We start from the raw sequence: 25,017 nt of genomic DNA, 5'->3' as shown, positions 1-25,017 counted from the left end.
GGTGTGCGGGCTTACCAGGGAATCGGTTCGCCGTCGTGGTTCAGGAAGCTGCCGTTGCTTGAGGCATCGAGCCTGGCCAGGGTGGCGCGCAGGTCGCGCACGCTGTGTTCGGCCGTGAGGGGGGCGCTGCTGCCGCCCATGTCGGTCTGCACCCAGCCCGGGTGGAAAGCAATGCAGGTCACGCCTTGCGCGCCATAGGTAATGGCGGCGTCGGCCAGCACCGAATTGAGCGCAGCCTTGCTGGCGCGGTAGAGCGTGCCTTCGGTGCTGTGGCGCGCGCCGATCGAGCCCATTTTCGAGGACAGCACCGCCAGCTTGCCGCGGGTATCGGCCAGCAGCGGACCAAGCACCGGAATCAGGCGCATCGGCCCCAGCACGTTGGTATGCATGACGGTGTCGAATTCAGGGCCGGTCGGAAAGCCCGAGCCCGATGGGCCGTAGACGCCGGCCACCAGCCAGGCCAGGTCGACTTGTTCGTCGTCGAGCCGCCAGGCCAGCGCGGCGATCGAGTCGGCGCTGGTCACATCGAGTCGATGCGCAACAGCGCCCAGCTGCGCCAGTTCGTCGCAATCTTCTTGCTTGCGGGCGGTGGCGATCACGCGCCAGCCATCCAGGCGGTACTGGCGCACCATTTCGTGGCCGATGCCGCGCGAGGCGCCGAGGATCAGGGCAGTAGGCATGATGACTTCCTTCCTTTGTCGATTCGTTCCAATTCGTGGTTAATGCGACCAAAAAGCGCCGCATTAACCACGTTGTGTAAATCAGACCAGCTCGATTGCCATAGCAGTTGCTTCACCGCCGCCGATGCACAGCGCGGCCACGCCGCGCTTGCCGCCGGTGCGCTTGAGTGCGCCCAGCAGCGTGACCACGATGCGCGCGCCCGAGGCGCCGATCGGGTGTCCCAGGGCGCAGGCGCCGCCATGGACATTGACCTTCTCGTGCGGGATGTTCAGCTCGCGCATGGCGGCCATCGGCACGGCGGCAAACGCTTCGTTGATCTCGAACAGGTCGACGTCGCTGGCTGCCCAGCCGGTCTTCTTGAACAGCTTGTGCATCGCGCCGATCGGGGCGGTGGTAAACAGGTTTGGTTCCTGCGCGTGCGTAGCGTGGCCAAGCACGCGGGCGATCGGGCTCAAGCCCAGTTCTTTCGCGGTCGATTCGCGCATCATCACCAGGGCCGCGGCGCCATCGTTGATCGACGACGACGAGGCGGCGGTCACGGTGCCGTCCTTTTTGAAGGCGGGTTTGAGCGATGGAATCTTGTCGATCTTGGCCTTGAGCGGGCCTTCGTCCTTTCCGACCACCAGTTCGCCGGCGCGGGTCGTTACCGTCACCGGCGCGACTTCCCAGTCGAACCAGCCTTCAGTGCTGGCGGCCTGGGCGCGCTTGACCGATGCGATCGCAAACGCGTCCTGCTCTTCGCGCGAGAACTGGTAAGTGGCCACGCACTCTTCGGCGAAGGTGCCCATCGAACGGCCTTCGCCGGTCTTCTCGTTGCGCGAATAGGCGTCTTCCAGGCCGTCGAGCATCATGTGGTCGAACATCGGCGCATGGCCAATGCGATAGCCGCCGCGCGCTTTCGGGATCAGGTAAGGGGCATTGGTCATCGACTCCATGCCGCCGGCCACCACGATGTCGGCGCTGCCGGCCAGCAGCTGGTCGTGCGCGAAGATCGCGGCCTGCATGGCCGAGCCGCACATCTTGGAGAGCGTCACGGCGCCGACCGACATGGGCAGGCCGGCCTTGAGCAGCGCCTGGCGCGCCGGGGCCTGGCCCTGGCCGGCCATCAGGCAGTTGCCGAAATAGACGTGCTCGACGGAGTCAGGGGCGACGCCAGCGCGCTCGACCGCGGCCTTGATCGCCACCGCGCCAAGGTCGCTCGCCGATTGCGACGCAAAATCGCCCTGGAAGGCCCCCATCGGGGTACGGGCGGCGCCAACGATAACGACTGGATCATTCATGGTGTGTGTTCTCCAAAATGGGTGGCGCCGCAGCTGGGTTGTGCATTGCCGGGATGGGGGTTGTCTGGTTGCAGAATCGAATCTGTTGGGGATACGGGAAGACGTCGTCGACGACGCCGGCCAGGATGCGGTCTTTCTGGGATTGCCAGTATGTGCGAGTGAGCAAATCGGCGTGGTGTTTCATGAAGTAGTGACGAATCCTCGGATTTCCAAGGAGGAAACGACCAAATTGTTCCGGGAACACGTCGTGCTTGCCGATCGGATACCAGGGCTCGGCCGACATCTCGTCTTCTTCGTTGCGCGCCTGCGGAATATCGCGGAACTGGCAGTCGGTGAGATAGTCGATTTCATCGTAATCATAAAACACGACGCGGCCGTGACGGGTCACGCCGAAATTCTTGTACAGCATATCGCCCGGGAAGATATTTGCCGCCACCAGCTCCTTGATCGCATTGCCATATTCGCTCACGCCATGCTCGAGGCGTTCTTCGTTTTCTTGTTCTTGCGCATTGCCGAGATAAATATTGAGCGGCACCATGCGGCGCTCGATATATAGGTGGCGCACGATAATGCGCTCGCCCTCGATCTCGACCAGCGAATGCGCGAACTGCTTGAGCTCGGCCAGCAGCTCTTCCGAGAAGCGCGCCAGCGGAAAGGCAACGTCGGAATATTCGAGCGTATCGGCCATGCGCCCGACCCGGTCATGGTGCTTCACCAGCAGGTATTTTTGCTGGACCTGCGCGCGCGTGGTGTCTTTCGGGGGCGGAAAAAAATCCTTGATTACCTTGAACACGTAGGGGAAGGAAGGCAGCTCGAACACCAGCATCACCAGCCCGCGGATGCCGGGCGCGATCTGGAAGCGGTCCGAGCTGTGTTTCAGGTGTTGCAGGTAGTCGCGGTAGAACAGGGTCTTGCCCTGCTTTTGCAGGCCCAGTACGGTATAGATTTCACTGCGCGGCTTGCGCGGCATCAGGCTGCGCAAGAAACCCACGAACGCCGATGGCACTTCCATGTCTACCAAAAAATAGGCCCGCGTGAAGCTAAACAGCAGGGTAATGTGATAGACCTCGGTCAGCACCGTATCGAGTACCAGGTGGCCCTGGCAGTCGTGCAGCACCGGAATCACGAAGGGGTAGTCGCGCGGCCCATTGATTGCGCGCCCCACGAGATAGGCAGCCTTGTTGCGAAAGAACGGGCTCGACAGCACATGCAGCTGCAGGTTCGGCTCGGCCGGGTTCAGCCCGAAGGCATCGACCATGCGTGCCTCGACCTGTTCGATGTCGCGCTCGAGGTCGGCGAACGGCACGGCCAGCCCGACATTGTCGACGGCGCGCTTGAGCGCCAGGCGCAGCCCATCGGCCGCCGGATAGTACACGTGGTAAGTTGGCTGCGAGTCGTCGGTCTCGATGTACTCGGTAGAGATTACCGGGCGCACGAAAATATAATCGTTATGGTAATAGCTGCGATGCAAGATCACGCAGCTGACCGAGTTGAAAAACGTTTCGGCCAGTTCCGGCTGCTTGTGGCCCGCCAGCAGGCCAATGTAGTGCAGCTTGGTCTCGCGCCACACCAAATCGGTCAGTTGCTCGGGGCTGTACGCGGCTTCCAGTACCTGCACGCATTCCTGCACGCGCCGGTCGTAATAATCGATGCGCTCGCGCGCTGCCTGCTGCGCGGCGCGCCAGTCGGCGGTCTCGAAATAGCGCTTGGCCTGCTGGCTGGCCTGGCGAAACAGGCGGTAATGCTTGTCGAAGCCATCGAGCATGGTGCGCGCGATGTCGAAGGCGATCTGGGAAGACAGCAGTTTGGGGAAGGCTTGCTCGGTCATTGTTTGTCTCGCGCGCAGGCAGGGGGAGCGGACACCACGCCCGTCAATGCCCCGAATGGGGGGCATTGACGGTTTCCAGGCTGAGGGCCGGATTGCTTCAAGCCTGGGCGAGCACCGCAGTCTTACATCGTTTCGCCAAACAACTCACGCCCGATCAGCATGCGGCGAATTTCGCTGGTGCCCGCGCCGATTTCGTAGAGCTTGGCATCGCGCCACAGGCGACCGACCGGATACTCGTTGATGTAGCCGTTGCCGCCCAGGGTCTGGATGGCTTCGCCCGCCATCCAGGTTGCTTTCTCGGCCGAGTACAGGATCGCGCCGGCGGCGTCCTTGCGCAGCGCGCGCACGGCGGCAGGGTTGGCTGCGCGGTCGCAGGCCTGGCCCACTGCGTAGACATAGGCGCGGCAAGCCATCATGGTCGAATACATGTCGGCAACCTTGCCTTGCATGAGCTGGAATTCGCCGATCGCCTGGCCGAACTGCTTGCGTTCGTGGATGTACGGCACGACCGAATCCATGCAGGCCGACATGATACCCAGCGGACCGCCCGACAGCACGGTGCGCTCGAAGTCCAGGCCCGACATCAGCACATTGACGCCCTTGCCCAGGCCACCGAGCACGTTCTCGACCGGCACTTCGCAGTCCTGGAACACCAGTTCGCCCGTGTGCGAGCCGCGCATGCCCAGTTTGTCGAGCTTTTGCGCGATCGAGAAACCTTTGAAACCTTTTTCGATCAGGAAGGCGGTCATGCCGCGCGCACCAGCCTCGATATCGGTCTTGGCGTACACTACCAGGGTGTCGGCATCGGGACCGTTGGTAATCCACATCTTGGTGCCGTTGAGCACATAGCGGTCGCCCTTGAGTTCGGCGCGCAGCTTCATGCTGACGACGTCGGAACCGGCGTTCGGCTCGGACATGGCCAGTGCGCCAATGTGCTCGCCCGAGATCAGCTTCGGCAGGTATTTCTGCTTTTGTTCTTCGGTGCCGTTGCGCTTGATCTGGTTCACGCACAGGTTCGAGTGGGCGCCATACGACAGGCCGACCGAGGCCGAAGCGCGCGAAATTTCTTCCATCGCGATGATGTGCGCCAGATAGCCCATGTTGGCGCCACCGTATTCCTCGCCAACGGTGATGCCCAGCAGGCCGAGCTCGCCCATTTTCTTCCACAAATCCATCGGAAACTGGTCGCTACGGTCGATCTCCGCGGCGCGCGGCGCGATTTCGGCCGCGGCGAACTGTTGGACTGCTTCGCGCAGCGCGGCGATGTCTTCGCCATGGTCAAAGGTCAAGCCTGGGAGTTGCAGCATGTCGTCCTCGTGAACGGTGGTTGGGCGCCTGGCAATGCCCTGATGGCCGCGTTACATCGTCTTGCCTCAGGTGTTATCAAGCGATTCAAGCGTGAATCATACTCGCCTCTTACGTTAACGTAAACGTCAACCAATAGACGCGAAAAAAGGGCATTGCCAGCCCCCTCGGTGGTTCAGGCCGCGTCCTGGCGGTTGGTATTGTCCTGCAGCAGGCGGCGGCATTCTTCTTCGTGCGCGGCGATTTCTTCCAGCGCCATCTCGATGTCGGCACGCTGCTGTTCCAGCGTGACGCGCTGGTGCGCCAGCACGCCGAGGAAGCGGTCGATCTGGGCCACGGTGTCGCGCGGCGACTCATACATGTCGACGATGCTCTTGATTTCCGACAGGGTCAGGCCCAGGCGCTTGCCACGCAAGGTCAGCTTGAGGCGGGTGCGGTCGCGCGGGGTGTATACGCGGTTGCGCCCGCCGACGCCTTCGCGCAAGGGGCTCAATAGCCCCTGGTCTTCATAGAAGCGGATGGCGCGGGCAGTGATGTCGAATTCACGCGCCAGTTCGGCGATGGTATAGGTGACCATGGTGGGGGCAAGGGAAGCAAGGCACGGAATCGCCTAAAATCATGGTGCGGCGAACTTCCGTTTACGTTAACGTTAAACACATTGTAGCGCGCCCGTCCTCCCACGAATACGAAAGATTTCCATGAACGCGCTCGAAGCCCAGCTGGCCTATCCTTTTGGCGACACCATCCCGGCGCCCGGCAGCCTGCAGCCGATCGTCCCCGATCTGATGTGGATCCGCATGCCCTTGCCGTTTGCGCTGGATCACATCAATTTATGGCTGTTGCGAGATGAGCAAGAGGGCCGCAGCGGCTGGAGCGTGGTCGATTGCGGTGCCGGCACCGATGCTACCCGCGCCGCCTGGGAGCAAGTACTTGCCGAGGGCCTCGACGGCGCACCGCTGCTGCGCGTGTTCGCCACCCATTGCCACCCCGACCACGTTGGCTTGTCCGGCTGGCTCAGCACCCGCTTCGACGCCCCGTTCTGGACCACCACCGGGGAGTTCGCCTTTGCGCGCATGATGGCGGCAGCCTTGCCCGGCGTCGATGGCCCGTCGGCCATCCCGCATTTCGAACGCCATGGCCTGAATGCTCCGTCCATGCTCGAGCAAATGCGTAGCCGCAAGAATTACTATCCGTCGCTGGTGCCGGCCGTGCCGCATGCCTATACGCGTTTGCAAGATGGCCAGCAGGTCGCCATCGGCGGCACTGGCTGGCGCGTGATCACGGGTTTCGGCCATTCGCCCGAGCACGCGTCTTTGTATTCAGAACAATTGAACGTCCTGATATCCGGCGACATGGTGCTGCCGCGTATTTCGACCAATGTATCGGTGTTTGCGATCGAGCCGGAAGGCAATCCGCTGCAATGGTATCTCGACTCGCTCGACAAGTTCGCCAACCTACCTGCCGATACCTTGGTCTTGCCATCGCACGGCAAGCCTTTTCGCGGCCTGCATACGCGCATCGCCCAATTGCGCGCGCACCATGTAGAACGCCTGGCCGAGGTGGTGGCGGCCTGCGCCGTGCCACGAACAGCCGCCGAGATCGTACCGATCATGTTCCGGCGCACGCTCGATGCTCACCAGCTCAGCTTTGCACTAGGCGAAGCACTAGCCCACCTGCACAAACTGTGGCGCGACGGTGTACTGCGACGCACGACCGATGCGCAGGGGCTGATTCGGTTCCAGATTTTGTAACAATTGCCTTGGGGAACAAAGCCGCCATGCGGGTTTTTCGGCCAAAATGGTGTAACATGCCGTTAAAATTTCCCCTAGGGTAACTTTATTGCGTGATTGTGTGGTTTTTAGGAAATAATTATATTGTCTCAAAGACAAATTCTATTGAATAATCACAGATTTGTTAATTTTTGGGCGTATCATCATTCGCGAGGCATCTCAGCAATAAGCACCCGGCCGTGTTTGCGGCTATCTTCACACGAACCTAAGTATCACCATGAATTCATCCAATGAACGCGAGAGCTTCAGCGAGCGCCTGCAGCAGGCCCTCAAGAATGCGCATTACTCACCCGATAGTCCGACCCGCCTCGCCCGGGAATTCAACATCCGTTTCGAGGGCCGTCCCATTACTGTCCATGCTGCGCGCAAGTGGCTGGTAGGCGAAGCCATTCCCACCCAGGAAAAATTGCGCATGATTGCCCAATGGCTCGGCGTGCCGGCCGACTGGCTACGCTTTGGCGGTGCCGACCTTGCCGCTAGCGGTACCGAGGCCAGCGCTGGCGCCCGTTTCGAATCTGCCGATGTCAAGCTGATTGCAGATTTGCAGCGCCTGGATGAACACCATCGCCAGCTCGCACGCGAGTTCATCCGCATGCTGGTGCGCATGAATCACCCGAAGCCAGAGCAAAAATAGTTTCGCGGCTGCACTTATCGTAAGCTCCAGAACGCACAAACGGACGGGACTGGGTCATAATCAGTCAAGTGGCGAGCGGATCCGCCGCCACTGGTCACGTCAAGGAGCAGCTGCCGTATGCGAAACAATTACGCCAACACCGCCCAGCTCAAGGAACTCATGACTGCGCCGCCGATGACGGCAGCGCGCCATGCCGAAGTGATGCGACAACGCAATGCCAAGCGGCGGATGATCGAGGAAGCGCGCGAGGCGAAGAAGGCCGACGACCCGTTCGACAGCGACAAGCGCTAAGTGCTAAGTGCTGGGCGCTTACGCGTCCGGCGCACTTTTCATCCCGCCCCAGCGCGGGGCGAGGGCGTTTTCGAGCCCGAGCAGGTCGATCACCCGGTCGACTGTATGGTCGACCATCTCTTCGATGGTCGCCGGGCGATGATAAAAGCTCGGTAGCGGCGGAAACACGATACCGCCCATTTCCGTTACCGCCGTCATATTGCGCAGGTGCGCCAGGTTAAACGGTGTTTCGCGCACCATCAACACCAGCCTCCGACGTTCTTTCAGCATCACATCGGCGGCGCGCGTGACCAGATTGTCCGACAGGCCATGCGCGACGGCAGCCAGGGTTTTCATGGAACAGGGAGCGACCACCATGCCATCGCTCTGGAACGAGCCACTAGCAATCGAAGCGCCGATATCGCGGTTACGATGGACAACGTCGGCCAGGCTTTCGACATCGCGTCGTTGCAGGCCGAGTTCCTGGTGCAGGGTGAGGGTGGCGGCGTCGGAAATCACCAGGTGGCTCTCGACGCCAGGCATGGGGTGCAAGCGCTTGAGTAGCTGCACCCCATAGGTTGCGCCGGTCGCGCCAGTGATGGCGACGATAATCCGCCGGTTGACACCGCGGCGCGGACAATCAGTCATTGTCAGCCGGACAATCAGCCGTTATTCAGCAGCGTTTTCAGTTCGCCCGACTCGTACATCTCGTTCATGATGTCGGACCCGCCGATGAATTCGCCGCGCACGTACAGTTGCGGAATGGTTGGCCAGTTCGAGTAATCCTTGATGCCCTGGCGGACCTGCGCATCGTCGAGCACATTGACGGTGGCGATGTTCTCGACACCGCAGGCTTTCAGGATCTGGATGGCACGGCCCGAAAAGCCGCATTGTGGGAACTGGGCGGTACCCTTCATGAACAGCACCACCGGGGTGCTCGTCACGGTGTCTTTGATCCAGGTTTGAACGTCGCTCATGTGTTTTACCTTCAGTGAGAATGGGTGAGATGGCGCCATTTTATAAGAATTCGGGCGGGTAGACATTGGCAGCCTGTCCGGGGGCCGCAATTCTTGTATCCAGGGCAAGCGCGCCCAGCTTTCTTTGCTTGATCCACACCCGCGCATGGCCGGTGATATGATCGCCCGGATTGTATCGACTCTCTCATCCCAGCCATGCAACAGCCACCCCGACGCGGTCCTAGCGCCAGCGCCAACTTTCTTCTCGCCCTCGTCCTGGCCGTTCCGGGCGTGTTCAACCTGGTCGGCGGCGTCAAGCGCGGCACCGCTGGCGACATCATCTGCGGCCTCGCCGCACTGGCCTACGGGCTGGTGTTGCTTGCCGACGCCATCAGCCTGAGTAAATCCGGCAAGCCGAGCATGCCGCAGGCGCGCATGTTCAAGATCGGCTTCGCCTGCCTTGCCGTCTACCTGGTCGGCACCTTCATCAAATACCGCTGACGACCAGGGCTGCGCCCTATTTGCGCAGCTTGGCGAAGGCGTCCGCCATCGCGCCGCTGGCAGCCGGTGCCGGCCTTTCCTGGCGCTGGTGCTGCGCCAGGCGCTTGCTGTCGTTGCGGTCGCCGCGCTGTTCCGGCTTGCTGCCAGCCTGCGGCGCTGCGTCGGTCAGGCGCATGGTGAGCGCAATGCGCTTGCGCTTGGGGTCCACTTCCAGCACTTTTACTTTCACTACCTGGCCGGCTTTGACCACCGTGTGCGGGTCTTTCACGAACGTATTCGACAGCGCCGAGATGTGTACCAGCCCGTCCTGGTGCACGCCGATGTCGACGAATGCGCCGAACGCGGCCACGTTGGTGACCACGCCTTCCAGGATCATGTCCGCACGCAGGTCCGAGATCGCTTCCACGCCTTCTTTAAAGGTGGCGGTGGTAAATTCCGGACGCGGGTCGCGGCCCGGCTTTTCCAGCTCCTTCAGGATGTCGGTCACGGTTGGCACGCCGAACCGCTCGTCCGCGTACCGCGCCGGATTGAGCGACTTGACCAGCGCGCTGTCGCCGATCACCGCTTTCATGTCGCGCTTGAGGTCGTGCAGGATTTTCTGCACCAGCGGATAGGATTCCGGGTGGACCGCCGACGCATCGAGCGGATTCTCGCCGTTCATCACACGCAAGAAACCCGCTGCCTGCTCGAAGGTCTTCTCGCCCAGTCGCGGCACGGCCTTGAGCGCTGCGCGCGAGGCGAACGCGCCCTTCATGTCGCGGTAGGACACGATGCTCTGCGCCACGCTCGACGACAGGCCCGACACGCGCGCCAGCAGCGGCGCCGACGCGGTGTTCACGTCCACCCCCACCGCGTTGACGCAATCCTCGACCACGGCATCGAGCGAGCGCGCGAGCTGGGTCTGCGACACGTCGTGCTGGTACTGGCCCACGCCGATCGACTTCGGGTCGATCTTCACCAGTTCGGCAAGTGGGTCCTGCAGGCGGCGCGCGATCGAGACCGCACCGCGGATCGACACGTCCAGGTCGGGCAATTCACGCGAGGCGAATTCCGATGCCGAGTAGACCGAGGCGCCGGCTTCAGACACCACGATCTTGGTCAGCTTCAGCTCCGGCCTTTGCTTGATCAGGTCCTGCGCCAGCTTGTCGGTTTCGCGCGAGGCGGTACCGTTGCCAATCGAGATGAGCGAGACATTGTGCTTTGCCGCCAGCTGGCCGATGGTGTGCAGCGCGCCGTCCCAGTCGTTGCGCGGCTGGTGTGGATAAATCGTGGCGGTATCGACCACCTTGCCGGTGGCATCGACCACCGCCACCTTGACGCCGGTGCGCAGGCCCGGGTCCAGCCCCATGGTCGCGCGTGGGCCAGCTGGCGCGGCCAGCAGCAACGCCTTCAGGTTGCGTGCGAAAACCTGGATGGCATCGAGTTCGGCCTTCTCGCGCAGCGCGCCCATCAACTCGGTTTCGATATACATGAAACTCTTTACGCGCCAGGTCCAGCGCGCGGTATCGAGCAGCCACTTGTCGGCCGGGCGGCCCAGCGCCTTGATACCGAAGGCGGCGCAGATGCGGCCTTCGCACGGATTGTGGGGGGCATCCCATTTCGGTTTTTCCGCTTCCGAATCGAGGCGCAACACCACGTCCAGCATGCCTTCGCGGCGGCCGCGCATCAGGGCCAGCGCGCGGTGCGACGGAATCGTCGAGAGGGTTTCGGAGTAGTCGAAATAGTCGGCGAATTTCTCGCCTTCGTCCTGCTTGCCGGGCACGACTTTCGATTCGACCACGCCATGCTCGCGCACGTAGTCGCGCAGCGACTGCAGCAGCGTCGCGTCTTCGGCGAAGCGCTCCATCAGGATCTGGCGCGCGCCGTCGAGGGCCGCCTTGGCATCGGGCACCCCCGGGTTGGCGCCGCCGTCCGCATTGGTGAAGGCGTCGCGCAGATAGGCGCTAGCGGCGTCGTCGGGATTGCGCATCGGGTCGCCCAGCAGTGCCTCGGCCAGCGGCGCCAGCCCCGCTTCGATCGCGATCTGCGCCTTGGTGCGGCGCTTCTGCTTGTACGGCAGGTACAAGTCCTCGAGGCGGGTCTTGTCTTCGGCCAGCGCGATCGCTTGCATCAGCTCCGCCGTCATCTTGTTCTGCTCGGTGATCGAGGCGATGATCGAGGCGCGCCGGTCTTCGAGTTCGCGCAGGTAGCGTAACCGTTCTTCGAGCAGGCGCAGCTGGATGTCGTCCAGTCCCCCGGTGGCTTCCTTGCGGTAGCGTGCGATGAAGGGCACGGTCGCGCCTTCGTCGAGCAGGGCGACGGCGGCAGCTACCTGGGCCGGTCTGGCGGAGAGTTCAAGGGCAAGGCGTTGTTCGATGGAGGGCAGCATAAATCGCATGAATCCGAGAAGGTCAAGCGAACAATGATACGCAAACCCGGGCGATACGCCAGTCTTGACAGCCGCATCCGATCATGCGAGAACAGTCGGCTACGCGCAGCGATTGCATACGCAGCGATGCTTGCCGTGCGCGCTGGTATGGATGAGTAATTGTCCGCAACGTGCGATTCCGAACAAAACGGAAGTGCCCGTATGAAGGATAATGGTATTTATTGTCGTTTTTATTGCAGACACGAGACCCATGCACACAGTCGATGATCATCGCGAGAACGCCGCCGACGCCGCACCAGTCGTTCGCGCTCCAGCCCGCGCTCCCGCCCTGCCTGCACCGGTGGTGAGTTGGCTGCAACGGGTCGAGGCGGCGGCGCATCCGCAGCCGAAACTCACCGACGAGATCGCCGATCCGAAAGCGGTGCAGTACAAATTCGTCTATGTGATGGCGCCCACCAGCGGCGGCCGTCATGTCGCGATCTGCCTGTGCAAGGCCCGCCTGCGCCCGAACGGCGAGGTCGCCGCGGCCAGCCCGGTGAGCGAAGTGTTCTCGCTGTTGTCGGCGCCACCGAGCTATCTCGAGGGCGAAGATATCGACCTGGTACGGTTTTTCATCGCCATGCGCAGCGGCTCGGCGCAGGGCACCAGCGCCACCGAACCGAAAGGCAAGGTCGGCGCCATCTTGCTGCACATGCTGCTCGAGCAGGGCAAGCTGCTGTGGGCGAATTCGTGGTCCGACATGGCCGGAGGCCTGGTCTATCCGCTGCAGGCCGGCCCGCAGCGCCTGGCCAGCCTGGCCTGGCGCGACGAAGGCCGCGTGGTCAAGCTCGGATGGTCGGTGGAGCCAGCCAAGGGTGCCACCCACAGCGCGGCCGACCAGATCGACTACATGCTGCCGACCGACCCGCCGTGGTATATCGACAATCTATCGATCGGACCGCTCGAACTCAATCGCGGCGGCATCGACATTTCGCTGGCCGAACTGCAGGCCCTGGTCGCGCAAGCCCCGACGCTCGCCGGCACCGACAAGAAGCGCGTTTCGCAGCTGCTGCTGGCGCATGGCCTGCAGGGCTTGATGCCGCTGCCGCAGCCACTCACCCAGCGTCTGCGCAATGACGTAAAACCAATTCCGCACCTGCTGCTCGATTCGGTGCAGATGGCCGACGGCGGCACGTCGCGCTGGCACGATTTCGCCGTGCTGGCCTACGACTACGACGGCCAGCGCGTGTCCTTCGACCCAGCCCAGCGCGTAGTGCGCCAGATTGGCGACGTCACCGAGATCATCGAACGCGACCCCAAGGCCGAAGCCGCGGCGCTCAATACCCTGAACGACACCGGTTTCCGTAAACCGCTCATTGCGCCTTTCAACGCGATGGCCGGCGCGCTGGCGCTGGATAGCCAGGCGCACTGGCTGCGCTTTGCCGAAGCCGACCTCGATGCCTTGAGCGACGCCGGCTGGCATGTGCAAAAATCGAGCAAATATCGCTACGACGTGGTCCCGGTCGAAGAGTGGTATGCCCATATCGACGAACCGCTCGAGGCAGGCAATGCCTGGTTCGAACTGGAACTGGGCATCATCGTGGCGCGCCAGCGCGTGCCACTGCTGCCGGTGCTGGCACAGCTGATTCGCAGCGCCCCGGCCGACTTCGATCCCAACGTGCTGGCCGCGCATGGCGAAGCTGACCAGATGCTGGCCACCTTGCCAGACGGCGTGCGCGTGGCGCTGCCGTGGGGCCGCCTCAAGCCCATCCTGGCCACGCTCGGCGAGCTGTATTTCAGTGACAAGATCAAGGGCCGCATCCGCCTGTCGACGCTGGACGCGGCGCGCCTCGAAGAACTGGCGCGCGGCCTCGAGCTGCACTGGACCGGCGGCGAGCGCCTGCGCGAGACCGGCCGCAAGCTGAGCCAGTTCGGGGCGGTGAAGAAAGTCGAGCCGCCAAAAGGCCTGCAAGCGACGCTGCGCGACTACCAGCTCGATGGCCTGGCGTGGATGCAGTTCCTGCGCGAATACGACCTTGGCGGCATCCTGGCCGACGACATGGGCTTGGGCAAGACCGTGCAGACCCTGGCCCACATCCTGGTCGAAAAAGAGGCCGGCCGCCTCACCAGCCCGGCGCTGGTGATCGCTCCGACCAGCCTGATGGCCAACTGGTTCGACGAAGCCGCGCGCTTCGCGCCGAGCCTGAAGGTACTGCTGTTGCAGGGCAAGGAGCGCATCGATCTGTTCGACCAGATCGACGGCGCCGACATCGTGCTGACCACCTACGCGCTGCTGCCGCGCGACGAGGAAAAGCTGCGCGAACACCACTATCACCTGGTGATCCTGGACGAATCGCACTACATCAAGAACACCCGCTCCAAGGCGGCGCAAACGGCCGGCTCGCTCGACGCCCAACACCGCCTGTGCCTGTCCGGCACGCCGCTCGAGAATCACCTGGGCGAGTTGTGGTCGCAGTTCCACTTCCTGCTGCCTGGCCTGCTGGGCGACGAGAAAACCTTCAACAGCCAGTTCCGCCATCCGATCGAACGCCAGGACGACCCGGTGCGCCGCATGCTGCTGAACCGCCGCATCAAGCCCTTCCTGCTGCGCCGAACCAAAGACAATGTCGCCAAGGAGCTGCCGCAGAAAACCGAGATGGTGCGCCGCATCGAGCTGTCGGGTCCGCAGCGCGACCTGTACGAAACCGTGCGCCTGGCGATGGACAAGAAGGTGCGCGAAGAGATCGATCGCAAGGGCGTGGCGCGCAGCCAGATCGTCATTCTGGAAGCGCTGCTCAAGCTGCGCCAGGTCTGCTGCGATCCGCGCCTGGTGAAATCCATGCCGGCCAAGAAGAATACCGCCGCGATCTCGGCCAAGCTGCTTGACCTGATGCAGATGGTCGAAGACCTGCTCGGCGAAGGCCGCAAGATCCTGGTGTTCTCGCAGTTCACCAGCATGCTGGCCCTGATCGAAGAAGAACTGCAGCTACGCGGCATCCGCTACGCGCTGCTCACCGGTGAAACCCGCGACCGTTCGGCCCAGGTGGCCGCTTTCCAGCAGGGTGCGGTGCCGATCTTCCTGATCAGCCTGAAGGCCGGCGGCGTGGGCCTGAACCTGACCGCGGCCGACACCGTGATCCACTACGACCCGTGGTGGAACCCGGCGGCCGAGAACCAGGCCACCGACCGCGCCTGGCGCATTGGGCAGGACAAGCCGGTGTTCGTCTACAAGCTGATCGCCAAGGGCACGCTGGAAGAAAAAATCCAGCTGCTGCAGCAGAAAAAATCAGAGCTGGCCGCTTCGATCCTGGCCGAAGGCGAGTCGCAGAAGATGGCGCTCACGCAAGAAGACCTGCAGGCGATTTTCGCGCCGCTCGAAGAGTAGACTGCTGCACCGTCAGGTCACGCTTATTTCGCCTGTGCGACGAACAAGGGCTGCCGGTATCAACCGGCAGCCCTTGTGCTTTCAGGCGCTGCAGCCTTACTTATAAAACGCTTCGACCTTGCCTTTGAGCTTGATCAGCATCGACCTGCCCTTGCGGTCGAGCGTCTTGCCGGCGGCAACCTTGATCCAGCCTTCGCTGATGCAATACTCTTCGACATCGGTGCGATCCTTGTCGTTAAAGCGAATGCCGACGTCGTGCTCGAAGACGTCGCGGTTGTGGAAAGGGCTGCTCGGGTCAATCGAGAGCCGGTCTGGGAGCGGGGGGAGGGTAGCGGTATCGTTCATAGGGGCGAATTATCTAACAACCGCGCGCGGTGTGGCGTATTTTTCGTTTATGCGACCTGCATGCCCTCTTGAGTTCGGCTATACAAGTATGCAAAAGGCCGGATATACTGAACGACAAGTTTCATTGTTTCCCCGATAACAGAAAGCGCACGATGACCGCCAGCACCAAGCTTGCCAATGCTGTTGCCGCGCCTGATACCACGACCGTCCCCGGTGGCCCGCACTATGCCACCGACGGCGCGCCCGCCCCCGGCGAGCAGTTTCGCACCATCGCCGAACTCGCGGGGGACATCGCTTTCAGCATCGATCTGGCTTCCAGCACCGTGCGTTACCTCAGTCCGTCGTTTTCGGATTTGCTCGGACATCCTGCCGGCGCGCTGCAGGATGCACTAACTGGTGGTGGGGCAAAAGAAGACCTCGGCGCGCTCGCCGCGCACCTGGCATCCGGGCCGCATACGCCGGGTGCGCGCAGCGTCCATGATGTGGACGTGCGCAACGCGCACGGCCATCCCGTTGGCCTGCAGGTGATCTCGGTTGCGATGCGCAATGGCGACGGCAGCATCGCGCTCGTTGGGCAGCTGCGCGACCTGACGCCGCAGCGCGCCCACCTGGCCGACCAGCGCCGCTTCGCGAGCATGTTGAACCACGAATTCCGCACGCCGCTGGCCACCATCGACGGCGCGATCCAGCGCCTGGAATCGACCTCGCACGGCGCCGACGACGCGACCCGCCAGCGCTACCGCAAGATCGCGGTGGCGGCCGACCGGCTCATCGCCATGCTCGACGAATACCTGTCGCCCGACCGCATGGCGGCCATCGGCAAGGTGCGCCAGCCCAACACGATCGCACCGGCCGACCTGCTCGAGGCGGGCGCCCGCCAGGTGCGCGAGGGGGGCCGCGAGGCCGTGCTCGATGCCGGCGAGCTGCCGCAGGCACTACGCGGTGAACCAGAAGGATTGCGGCTGGCGCTGAAGGTATTGGTCGACAATGCGTTGTTGTTCTCGCCGCCCACGACCAAGGTAGCGCTGGGCGCACGGCGCAGCGGCGGCGGGGTTGAATTCACGGTGCGCGACGAAGGCGGCGGCGTGCCGCCGGACGACGTGGAGCGGATCTTCGACAAGGGCTATCGCGGCCGCAATGCGCAAGGGCTGCCGGGCAGCGGCCTTGGACTCTACCTGGCGCGCTCGATCGTCGACGTTCACGGCGGCATGCTGCGCCTGGGCGCCCACGAGAGCGGCGCCGAATTCCGGCTCTGGCTGCCGGCGCTGGATGACGGGGGCCAACAACGACTTGCCTCATCCAGTCCCAGCAGTGATAATCGGACGGACGAATAACTGGCCCATTCATGACGCAGATACTGATTGTTGAAGACAATGGCGAATATGCAGACGACATGGCCGAGTTCCTGAGGGAGCTCGATCATGACGTGGCAATTGCCAAGACCGCGCGCGAAATGTGGGCTGCCCTGACCCGTACGCCGGCTGCGGTTGTCGTGCTGGACCTTGGCTTGCCGGACGAAGACGGCTTTAATGTGATTCCCCGCATGCGCCAGCTCTACCCCGAGATCGGGCTGCTGGTGCTGACGGGCCGGGTTGCGTTCGACCACCGCATTCTGGGGCTGCGCCTGGGCGCCGACCATTACCTGACCAAGCCGATCAAGTTCCCCGAGCTGGCCGCCCATATCGAAGCACTGGACCGCCGCGTACGTCCGGCCGACCAGGCCCCCGCCCCGAGCAAGTGGATGCTGCGCGTGAGCGCACGCCAGCTGGAACTGGCGGGCAAAGTGGTTGACCTGACCGAAAAGGAGTGCAACTTCTTGCACCTCTTGACCATCAACACCCGACCGGTCCCGCGCCAGGTGATCGTGGCCGGCATGGGCGGCGAAGACCCCGACGCCAGCCGCCGCGTCGACATGCTGGTCTACCGCCTGCGCAAAAAAGCGCGCTCCGGCCTCGGCCAAGACCTGCCCCTGCGCAGCGCCTACGGCGAAGGCTACAGCCTGTCCGCCGGCTTCACCCTCGCCTGACCCACCCCATTAGGGTCAGAGTTAAATTGTTGAGCAATTGCCCAAATATCGCGCATTTTTCATGAGGGTCAGAGTGCAATTACTGGCCAATTGTTCAGCATATAAATAGGGTCAGAGTCGAATTGTTGTGCAATTTTCCTCGAGAGCAAACGACTCAGCACCAACATTAGTCGTTCGCTTGTTAATTGGGGACAGAGTCACCCCACTTACGCCAAGGCTTGCGCCTAATAAGGGACAGAGTCCTCTTTTGGGCTAGAATGAGCTGCTCGACCCTTGAGCACTCCATGGCACGCCTCCCCCGACTCGTTATTCCGGATCAACCGCACCACGTCATTCAACGTGGCAATGATCGGCAACTCATTTTCCGCGACGAGGCCGACTACGGCCGTTTCCTCGCTTGGCTAAAAGAGGCAGCGCGTTTCTACCAGGTGGCAATCCATGCCTATGTGCTCATGCCCAACCATATACACCTGCTGGTCACGCCTTCCGACAATGTCGGCCTGGCCCTGATGATGCAAAAGCTTGGCCGCTTCTACGTTCCATGGTTCAACCATAAATATGAGCGCACCGGGGGCTTGTTCGAAGGTCGGTTTCGTACTTCGTTGATCGATACGGAACGTTATTTCCTGGCATGCAGTAGGTATATCGAGCTCAATCCGGTACGCGCCAATCTTGTAGCGGCGCCACTGGAGTATCCGTGGTCGAGCTATGCCCATCACGCCGGCCTGCGCACCGACAGCATCGTCACCGATCACCTGTTGTATTGGGGAATGGGCAATACGCCCTTCCAGCGCGAAGCGGCCTATACCGAGTTGGTAATGCAAGGTATTGCGCAGGAAGAAGTCGATTTTGTCACGGCCTCGGTGTTAAAGAATCAGCCGCTCGGTTCAGACGCATTCAAGAGCGAACTGGAGCGTAAAACCCGGCGCCAGATCCTGCCAGCGAAGCGCGGGCGGCCATTCCGAGACACGCTGCCTCCTCATCCGCAAGCTTAAGCACACGAAGCAAAAAACGGTACGGTTCTCTGTGCCGTTTTATCTGTCTGCCGCTCGGCAGGCATGCGGTAGTCCGAAGCGCCGCACCAATCCAGCGCCTCAGGACCATGCCACTTTACCTGGTTGCGTCAATGGGTGATGCATGGATCAGCACATCCTGATATCCGGGAATGACTCTGTCCCCAATTAAATGATCTAGCAAAAAGTTGTCAAACAATTCGACTCTGACCCTAATTAATGTGGTTGCTGATTCTGCTGCGTTGCACTATTCTCGATTTCGACCCCTGAATAATGTTGTGGAGAATGCCTCATGATTGCCCAAGGTTTGTACGATCCCGCTAATGAGCACGATGCCTGTGGTGTCGGCTTTATTGCCCATATCAAGGGCAACAAAAGCCACTCGATCATCGAGCAAGGCCTGCTGATCCTGAAGAACCTCGACCACCGCGGTGCGGTTGGCGCCGACGCGCTGATGGGCGATGGCGCCGGTATCCTGATCCAGATTCCCGATCAGTACTTCCGCGACGAGATGGCCAGGCAGGGCGTCGAGCTGCCGCCAGTCGGCGAATACGGTGTCGGGATGGTGTTCTTGCCGAAGGAGCACGCCTCGCGCATCGCCTGCGAGCAGGAGATCGAGCGTGCCGTGCGCATCGAAGGTCAGGTGGTGCTCGGCTGGCGCAACGTGCCGGTCGACGAGACCATGCCGATGTCGCCGTTCGTGAAAGCGAAAGAGCCTGTCATTCGCCAGATCTTCATTGGCCGCGGCCCGGACATCATGGTCACCGATGCGCTCGAGCGCAAACTGTACGTGATCCGTAAATCCTCTGGCCACGCGATCCAGGCCCTGAAACTCCTGCATGGCAAGGAGTTTTTCGTGCCGTCGATGTCGGCCCGCACCATTGTCTATAAGGGCCTGCTGCTGGCCGACCAAGTGGGCGTGTACTACAAGGATCTGCAAGACCCGCGCTGCATCTCGGCGCTGTCGCTGGTCCACCAGCGCTTCTCGACCAATACCTTCCCCGAGTGGCCGCTGGCCCACCCCTATCGCCTGATCGCGCACAACGGCGAGATCAACACCGTCAAGGGCAACTTCAACTGGACCCGCGCGCGCGAGGGCATGCTCAAATCCGCGGTGCTGGGCGAAGACCTGGGTAAGCTCTTCCCCTTGATTTACGAAGGCCAGTCCGATACCGCCTGCTTCGACAATGCGCTTGAACTGCTGGTCATGGCCGGCTACCCGATCGCGCAGGCGATGATGATGATGATCCCGGAAGCCTGGGAAAATCATACGGCGATGGACGACAACCGCCGTGCCTTCTACGAATACCACGCGGCGATGATGGAACCGTGGGATGGCCCTGCCGCCATGGCCTTCACCGACGGCCGCCACATTGGCGGTACCCTGGACCGCAACGGCCTGCGCCCGGCACGTTATGTCGTCACCGAGGACGACCTGGTGGTGATGGCCTCCGAGTCCGGCGTGCTGCCGATCCCCGAATCGCGCATTGTCAAGAAGTGGCGTCTCCAGCCGGGCAAGATGTTCCTGATCGACCTGGAAGCCGGCCGCATCATCGACGACAAGGAACTCAAGGACACCTATTCGAACGCCAAGCCCTATAAAGCCTGGATCAAATCGGTGCGCATCAAACTCAACGAGATCAAGCTCTCCGAAAGCCAGTTGCTGCAACACCGTGCCAAGGACGCCCAGGGAGAGAAAACCGGGATCGCGCTGCTCGATCGCCAGCAAGCCTTCGGCTATACCCAGGAAGACCTGAAATTCCTGATGGCGCCAATGGCCGTGCTAGGCGAAGAAGCCACCGGTTCCATGGGCAACGACTCGCCGCTGGCGGTGATGTCGAACAAGCTCAAGCCGCTGTATCACTACTTCAAGCAGCTATTTGCGCAGGTGACCAACCCGCCGATCGACCCGATCCGCGAGAGCATGGTGATGTCGCTGGTGTCGTTCATCGGTCCCAAGCCCAACCTGCTCGACACCAACAACGTCAATCCGCCGATGCGCCTGGAAGTGTCGCAGCCGGTGCTCGGCTTCGACGACATGGCGCGCCTGCGCTCGATCAGCCTGCACACCGGCGGCAAGTTCAAGTCGTATGAGCTGGACATCTGCTACCCGGTCGCCTGGGGCAAGGAAGGCATCGAAGCCTGCCTGGCCTCGCTCTGCGCGGAAGCGGTCGATGCGGTCAAGTCGGGTCACAACATCCTGATCGTCTCGGACCGCAACCTCTCGCAAGAACAGGTTGCGATTCCCGCGCTGCTCGCCACCTCGACCATCCACCAGCACCTGGTTGGTCGCGGGCTGCGCGCCTCTACCGGCCTGGTAGTCGAAACCGGCTCGGCGCGCGAGACCCACCACTTCGCGCTGCTGGCCGGCTATGGCGCCGAAGCCGTCCACCCTTACCTGGCGCTCGAAACACTGGCCGAACTCGCGCACAACCTGCCGCACGAGATGGATGTCGACAAGGCCATCTACAACTACACCAAGGCCATTGGCAAGGGTCTGCTCAAGGTGATGTCGAAGATGGGCATTTCCACCTACATGTCGTATTGCGGTGCACAGATCTTCGAAGCGGTGGGCCTGAACAAGTCACTGGTCGACAAATACTTCCGCGGCACCTCGTCGACGGTGGAGGGAATCGGCCTGTTCGAAGTGGCCGAGGAAGCGCTGCGCCTGCACACGCTGGCCTTCAGCGCCGACCCGGTATTGGCCAATGCCTTGGATGCCGGCGGTGAATACGCCTTCCGCGTGCGCGGCGAAGACCACCTGTGGACGCCGGACGCCATCGCCAAGCTGCAGCACTCGACCCGTGCCAACAGCTTCAGCACCTACAAGGAATATGCGCAGCTGATCAACGACCAGACGCGCCGCCATCTCACCTTGCGCGGCATGTTCGAGTTCCGGATCGATCCATCCAGGGCGATTCCCCTGGAAGAAGTCGAGCCGGCCAAGGAGATCGTCAAGCGCTTCGCGACCGGCGCCATGTCGCTCGGCTCGATCAGCACCGAAGCCCACGCCACGCTGGCAATTGCCATGAACCGCATCGGTGGCAAGAGCAATACCGGCGAAGGCGGTGAAGATCCGCGCCGCTATGCCAATGAATTCAAGGGCATCAAGATCAGCAAGGGCGAAACCCTGGCCTCGATCCTGGGCTCCGATCGGGTGGCGGCCGATATTGCGCTCGAAGATGGCGACTCGCTGCGCTCGAAGATCAAGCAAGTGGCCTCGGGCCGCTTCGGCGTCACCGCCGAATACCTGAACTCGGCCGACCAGATCCAGATCAAGATGGCGCAAGGCGCCAAGCCGGGCGAGGGCGGTCAGCTGCCCGGCCATAAGGTGTCCGAATACATCGCGTCACTGCGCTTTTCGGTGCCGGGCGTGGGCCTGATCTCGCCGCCGCCGCACCACGACATCTATTCGATCGAGGACCTGGCGCAGCTGATCCACGACCTCAAGAACGCCAATCCGGCGGCGTCGATTTCGGTCAAGCTGGTGTCGGAAGTCGGTATCGGCACCGTGGCGGCGGGCGTCTCGAAAGCCAAGGCCGATCACGTGGTGGTGGCTGGCCATGACGGCGGTACCGGCGCGTCGCCGCTGTCTTCGGTCAAGCACGCCGGCACGCCATGGGAGCTGGGCCTGGCCGAGACCCAGCAGACGCTGGTGCTCAATGGGCTGCGCAGTCGCATCCGCGTCCAGGCCGATGGCCAGATGCGCACCGGGCGCGACGTGGTGGTGGCGGCCATGCTGGGCGCCGACGAAATCGGTTTCGCCACCGCGCCGCTGGTGGTGGAAGGCTGCATCATGATGCGCAAATGCCATCTGAACACCTGCCCGGTGGGCGTGGCCACGCAAGACCCCCTGCTGCGCGCGAAATTCCAGGGCAAACCCGAACACGTGGTGAACTACTTCTTCTTTGTCGCCGAAGAAGCGCGCCAGATCATGGCGCAGCTGGGCATCCGCACGTATGACGAATTGATCGGCCGCGCCGACCTGCTGGACAAGTCGAAGGCGGTCGGTCACTGGAAGGCGCAGGGCCTGGACTTCTCGAACATCTTCTACCAGCCCAAGGCCGATTCGCCGCGCGCCCTGTTCCATACCGACACGCAAGACCACGGCCTGGACAAGGCGCTCGACCACAAGCTGATCGCCCAGGCCAAGGCCGCGCTGGAAAAGGGCGAGCGGGTCTCGTTCATTTCACCGGTAAAGAACGTCAACCGTACGGTCGGTGCGATGCTGTCGGGCGAAGTGGCCAAGCGCTACGGCCATGCCGGCCTGCCGGACGACACCATTCACATCCAGTTGCAAGGCACCGCCGGCCAGTCGGCGGCGGCCTTCCTGGCCGCCGGCATCACGATGGACCTGGTTGGCGAAGGCAACGACTACGTCGGCAAGGGCCTGTCGGGCGGACGCATCATCGTCAGGCCGAACACCGAGTTCCGCGGCTGGGCGGTGGACAACATCATCGTCGGTAACACCGTGCTGTATGGCGCGATTGCGGGTGAAGCCTTCTTCAACGGCGTGGCCGGCGAACGCTTCGCCGTGCGTAACTCCGGCGCGGTAGCGGTGGTCGAAGGCTGCGGCGACCACGGTTGCGAATACATGACCGGCGGAACCGTCGTGGTACTGGGCGAGACCGGTCGCAACTTCGCGGCGGGCATGTCCGGTGGCGTGGCCTTTGTCTATGACCCGAAGGGCGAATTCGAGGCCCGCTGCAATACCGCGATGGTGAACCTGGAGCCGGTGCTGGCTACCCGCCAGCAGGGCGACCGCGCCGGCTGGCACAGCCAGACCCGCAACGGCGAGCGCGAGTCCGACGAAGCCATCCTGCGCCGCCTGATCGAACGCCACTTCAAGCACACCGGTTCGACCCGCGCACGCAACCTGCTCGACGACTGGGGCACCAGCCGCACCAAATTCGTCAAGGTCTTCCCGACCGAGTACAAGCGCGCGCTCGAGGAGATGCACAACTCGAGCATGGAAGAAGCAAACGACAAGATCGAGATGGTTGCCTGAGCGGCAGCATAGAAAAAGAGGACAAGAACGTGGGCAAAATTACCGGTTTCATGGAATTCGATCGGCAGGAAGAAGGTCACCTTGAACCGACCGATCGGGTCAAGAACTACAAGGAATTCGTGCTGACCCTGACCGATGGCCAGGCCAAGGTACAGGGCGCGCGCTGCATGGATTGTGGCATTCCGTTCTGTAACACGGGCTGCCCGGTCAACAACCAGATTCCGGACTGGAACGACCTGGTCTACCACGGCAATTACCGGGCGGCGGTGGAAAATCTCCACTCGACCAACAACTTCCCGGAAGTCACCGGCCGCATCTGCCCGGCGCCGTGCGAATCGGCCTGCACGCTGGGCATCAACGACGAGCCGGTTGGCATCAAGTCGATCGAGCGCAAGATCGCCGATGCCGGCTGGGAGCACGGCTGGATCGTGCCGCAGCCGCCCAGCACCAAGACCGGCAAGAAGGTCGCCGTGGTCGGCTCCGGTCCGGCCGGCCTGGCCGCCGCCCAGCAACTGGCGCGCGTCGGCCACGACGTCACCGTGTTCGAGAAGAGCGACCGTCTTGGCGGCCTGCTGCGCTACGGCATCCCCGATTTCAAGATGGAGAAAGACCTGATCGACCGCCGCATCGAGCAAATGCGCGCGGAGGGAGTATCGTTCCGCACCGGTGTCCTGATCGGCAAGGACTTTCCGGCCGCAGTCAGTAATATGGCGCGCGACACCATCTTCCCGGAAGATCTCGACAAGCAATTTGACGCCGTGGTTCTGGCTGGCGGCGCCGAGCAGCCGCGCGATTTACCGGTGCCGGGCCGCGAATTAAAGGGTGTGCATTACGCGATGGATTTTTTGCCGCAGCAAAATCGCGTCAATGCCGGCGACAAGCTCAAGGACCAGCTCAAGGCGACAGGCAAGCATGTGATCGTGATCGGCGGGGGCGACACCGGATCCGACTGCGTCGGCACCTCTAACCGCCATGGCGCCGCGTCCGTGACCCAGTTCGAGCTGCTGCCGCAGCCCCCGGAGCACGAGAACAAGCCGCTGGTCTGGCCTTACTGGCCGACCCGCCTGCGCACCTCGTCTTCGCACGAGGAGGGCTGCCAGCGCGACTGGGCGGTAGCGACCAAGCGCCTGGAAGGCAAGGGCGGCAAGGTAGAACGCCTGATTGCCTGCCGTGTCGAGTGGAAGGACGGCAAGATGACCGAAATGCCCGATTCCGAATTCGAACTCAAGGCCGACCTGGTGCTGCTGGCAATGGGTTTCGTGTCGCCGGTGCAGAACGTGCTCGACGCCTTCGGCGTGCAGAAGGATACACGCGGCAATGCGCGCGCCACGACGGATGGCGAGCGTTGTTATCACACTTCCCAGCCGAAGGTATTTGCGGCAGGCGACATGCGCCGCGGCCAGTCGCTGGTTGTATGGGCGATCCGCGAAGGACGGCAATGTGCGCGCGCTGTCGACGAATTCCTGATGGGAAGCTCAGTACTGCCACGCTAAATCCGGCCGTAACAAGCTTTGATAGAACGTACAGAAAAGCGGCGCAGCCGCTTTTCTGCTTCAGTATTCCCGTTTTTGTGGAAACAACCCAACACGTACCGGTGTTGCCCGGAAATCAATGGCAACTATGTGCGCTCCCGCACGATCGTTTACCG

Annotated in this window: 19 protein-coding genes; 10 read left to right on the top strand and 9 right to left on the bottom strand. The window is 62.4% G+C overall.

Going from position 1 to position 25,017, the window contains the following annotated elements:
- Nucleotides 1-11 precede the first annotated feature (11 nt).
- The 5 genes from NRS07_RS00595 to NRS07_RS00575 form a co-directional block, all read right to left on the bottom strand.
- Nucleotides 12-680, bottom strand: coding sequence for an SDR family oxidoreductase (locus tag NRS07_RS00595; protein ID WP_259209986.1), 669 nt, complete (start codon nt 678-680; stop codon nt 12-14).
- 81 nt (nt 681-761) lie between these two features.
- On the bottom strand, nt 762-1,961 hold the full coding sequence (locus tag NRS07_RS00590; protein ID WP_259209985.1) for an acetyl-CoA C-acyltransferase: 1,200 nt from the start codon (nt 1,959-1,961) through the stop codon (nt 762-764).
- Complete coding sequence (gene aceK, locus NRS07_RS00585; RefSeq protein ID WP_259209983.1) at nt 1,954-3,789, bottom strand: bifunctional isocitrate dehydrogenase kinase/phosphatase; 1,836 nt, start codon at nt 3,787-3,789, stop codon at nt 1,954-1,956. The genes NRS07_RS00590 and aceK overlap by 8 nt, the downstream gene beginning before the upstream one ends.
- A 122-nt stretch (nt 3,790-3,911) precedes the next feature.
- Nucleotides 3,912-5,096 carry an isovaleryl-CoA dehydrogenase gene (locus tag NRS07_RS00580; RefSeq protein ID WP_259209981.1) on the bottom strand — a complete coding sequence of 395 codons (1,185 nt, stop codon included), beginning with the start codon at nt 5,094-5,096 and terminating at the stop codon, nt 3,912-3,914.
- Nucleotides 5,097-5,269: 173 nt separating this feature from the next.
- Nucleotides 5,270-5,671, bottom strand: a complete 402-nt coding sequence (locus NRS07_RS00575; RefSeq protein ID WP_259209979.1) for a MerR family DNA-binding transcriptional regulator — start codon at nt 5,669-5,671, stop codon at nt 5,270-5,272.
- A 121-nt stretch (nt 5,672-5,792) separates the two neighbouring features.
- Between NRS07_RS00575 and NRS07_RS00570 the strand changes: the two genes are divergently transcribed.
- The 3 genes from NRS07_RS00570 (at nt 5,793) to NRS07_RS00560 (ending at nt 7,809) form a co-directional block, all read left to right on the top strand.
- Nucleotides 5,793-6,845, top strand: coding sequence for an MBL fold metallo-hydrolase (locus NRS07_RS00570; RefSeq protein WP_259209978.1), 1,053 nt, complete (start codon nt 5,793-5,795; stop codon nt 6,843-6,845).
- A gap of 256 nt (nt 6,846-7,101) precedes the next feature.
- Nucleotides 7,102-7,518: a hypothetical protein gene (locus tag NRS07_RS00565; protein WP_259209977.1), complete on the top strand. Its 417-nt coding sequence runs from the start codon at nt 7,102-7,104 to the stop codon at nt 7,516-7,518.
- A gap of 117 nt (nt 7,519-7,635) precedes the next feature.
- Entirely contained in the window at nt 7,636-7,809 is a 174-nt protein-coding gene (locus NRS07_RS00560) for a hypothetical protein (RefSeq protein ID WP_171087040.1), read from the top strand.
- A gap of 18 nt (nt 7,810-7,827) precedes the next feature.
- Here the strand turns inward: NRS07_RS00560 and NRS07_RS00555 are convergent, their stop codons facing one another.
- Entirely contained in the window at nt 7,828-8,436 is a 609-nt protein-coding gene (locus tag NRS07_RS00555; RefSeq protein WP_259209971.1) for a UbiX family flavin prenyltransferase, read from the bottom strand.
- A gap of 14 nt (nt 8,437-8,450) precedes the next feature.
- Nucleotides 8,451-8,765 carry a Grx4 family monothiol glutaredoxin gene (gene grxD / locus NRS07_RS00550; protein ID WP_259209970.1) on the bottom strand — a complete coding sequence of 105 codons (315 nt, stop codon included), beginning with the start codon at nt 8,763-8,765 and terminating at the stop codon, nt 8,451-8,453.
- Between the two features lie 195 nt (nt 8,766-8,960).
- Here grxD and NRS07_RS00545 point away from each other — a divergent pair, with 195 nt between their 5' ends.
- A complete protein-coding gene (locus NRS07_RS00545) occupies nt 8,961-9,245 on the top strand; it encodes a hypothetical protein (RefSeq protein ID WP_259209968.1) in 285 nt (94 codons plus the stop codon).
- Nucleotides 9,246-9,261: 16 nt separating this feature from the next.
- Here the strand turns inward: NRS07_RS00545 and NRS07_RS00540 are convergent, their stop codons facing one another.
- On the bottom strand, nt 9,262-11,613 hold the full coding sequence (locus tag NRS07_RS00540) for a Tex family protein (RefSeq protein WP_259209965.1): 2,352 nt from the start codon (nt 11,611-11,613) through the stop codon (nt 9,262-9,264).
- A gap of 250 nt (nt 11,614-11,863) precedes the next feature.
- Between NRS07_RS00540 and NRS07_RS00535 the strand changes: the two genes are divergently transcribed.
- Nucleotides 11,864-14,977 carry a DEAD/DEAH box helicase gene (locus NRS07_RS00535; protein WP_259209963.1) on the top strand — a complete coding sequence of 1,038 codons (3,114 nt, stop codon included), beginning with the start codon at nt 11,864-11,866 and terminating at the stop codon, nt 14,975-14,977.
- Between the two features lie 96 nt (nt 14,978-15,073).
- On the opposite strand, the gene NRS07_RS00530 is transcribed toward NRS07_RS00535, so the two are convergent.
- A complete protein-coding gene (locus NRS07_RS00530) occupies nt 15,074-15,322 on the bottom strand; it encodes a DUF3297 family protein (protein WP_259209961.1) in 249 nt (82 codons plus the stop codon).
- 152 nt (nt 15,323-15,474) lie between these two features.
- Here NRS07_RS00530 and NRS07_RS00525 point away from each other — a divergent pair, with 152 nt between their 5' ends.
- From NRS07_RS00525 to NRS07_RS00505, 5 genes are all read left to right on the top strand, one after another.
- Complete coding sequence (locus tag NRS07_RS00525; protein ID WP_259209959.1) at nt 15,475-16,656, top strand: HAMP domain-containing sensor histidine kinase; 1,182 nt, start codon at nt 15,475-15,477, stop codon at nt 16,654-16,656.
- Nucleotides 16,657-16,667: 11 nt separating this feature from the next.
- Nucleotides 16,668-17,348, top strand: a complete 681-nt coding sequence (locus tag NRS07_RS00520) for a response regulator transcription factor (protein ID WP_259209957.1) — start codon at nt 16,668-16,670, stop codon at nt 17,346-17,348.
- Nucleotides 17,349-17,632: 284 nt separating this feature from the next.
- Nucleotides 17,633-18,343, top strand: a complete 711-nt coding sequence (locus tag NRS07_RS00515) for a transposase (protein WP_259209955.1) — start codon at nt 17,633-17,635, stop codon at nt 18,341-18,343.
- Between the two features lie 310 nt (nt 18,344-18,653).
- Nucleotides 18,654-23,369, top strand: a complete 4,716-nt coding sequence (locus tag NRS07_RS00510) for a glutamate synthase-related protein (RefSeq protein ID WP_259209952.1) — start codon at nt 18,654-18,656, stop codon at nt 23,367-23,369.
- Between the two features lie 29 nt (nt 23,370-23,398).
- Nucleotides 23,399-24,862, top strand: coding sequence for a glutamate synthase subunit beta (locus tag NRS07_RS00505; protein WP_259209951.1), 1,464 nt, complete (start codon nt 23,399-23,401; stop codon nt 24,860-24,862).
- The last annotated feature ends 155 nt before the right edge of the window (nt 24,863-25,017 follow it).

Origin of the sequence: Massilia sp. H6, assembly GCF_024802625.1 — a bacterium.
GTDB lineage: Bacteria > Pseudomonadota > Gammaproteobacteria > Burkholderiales > Burkholderiaceae_D > Telluria.
The sequence above is the reverse complement of the archived record's forward strand: the minus strand, read 5'-3'. Positions and strand labels throughout refer to the sequence as shown.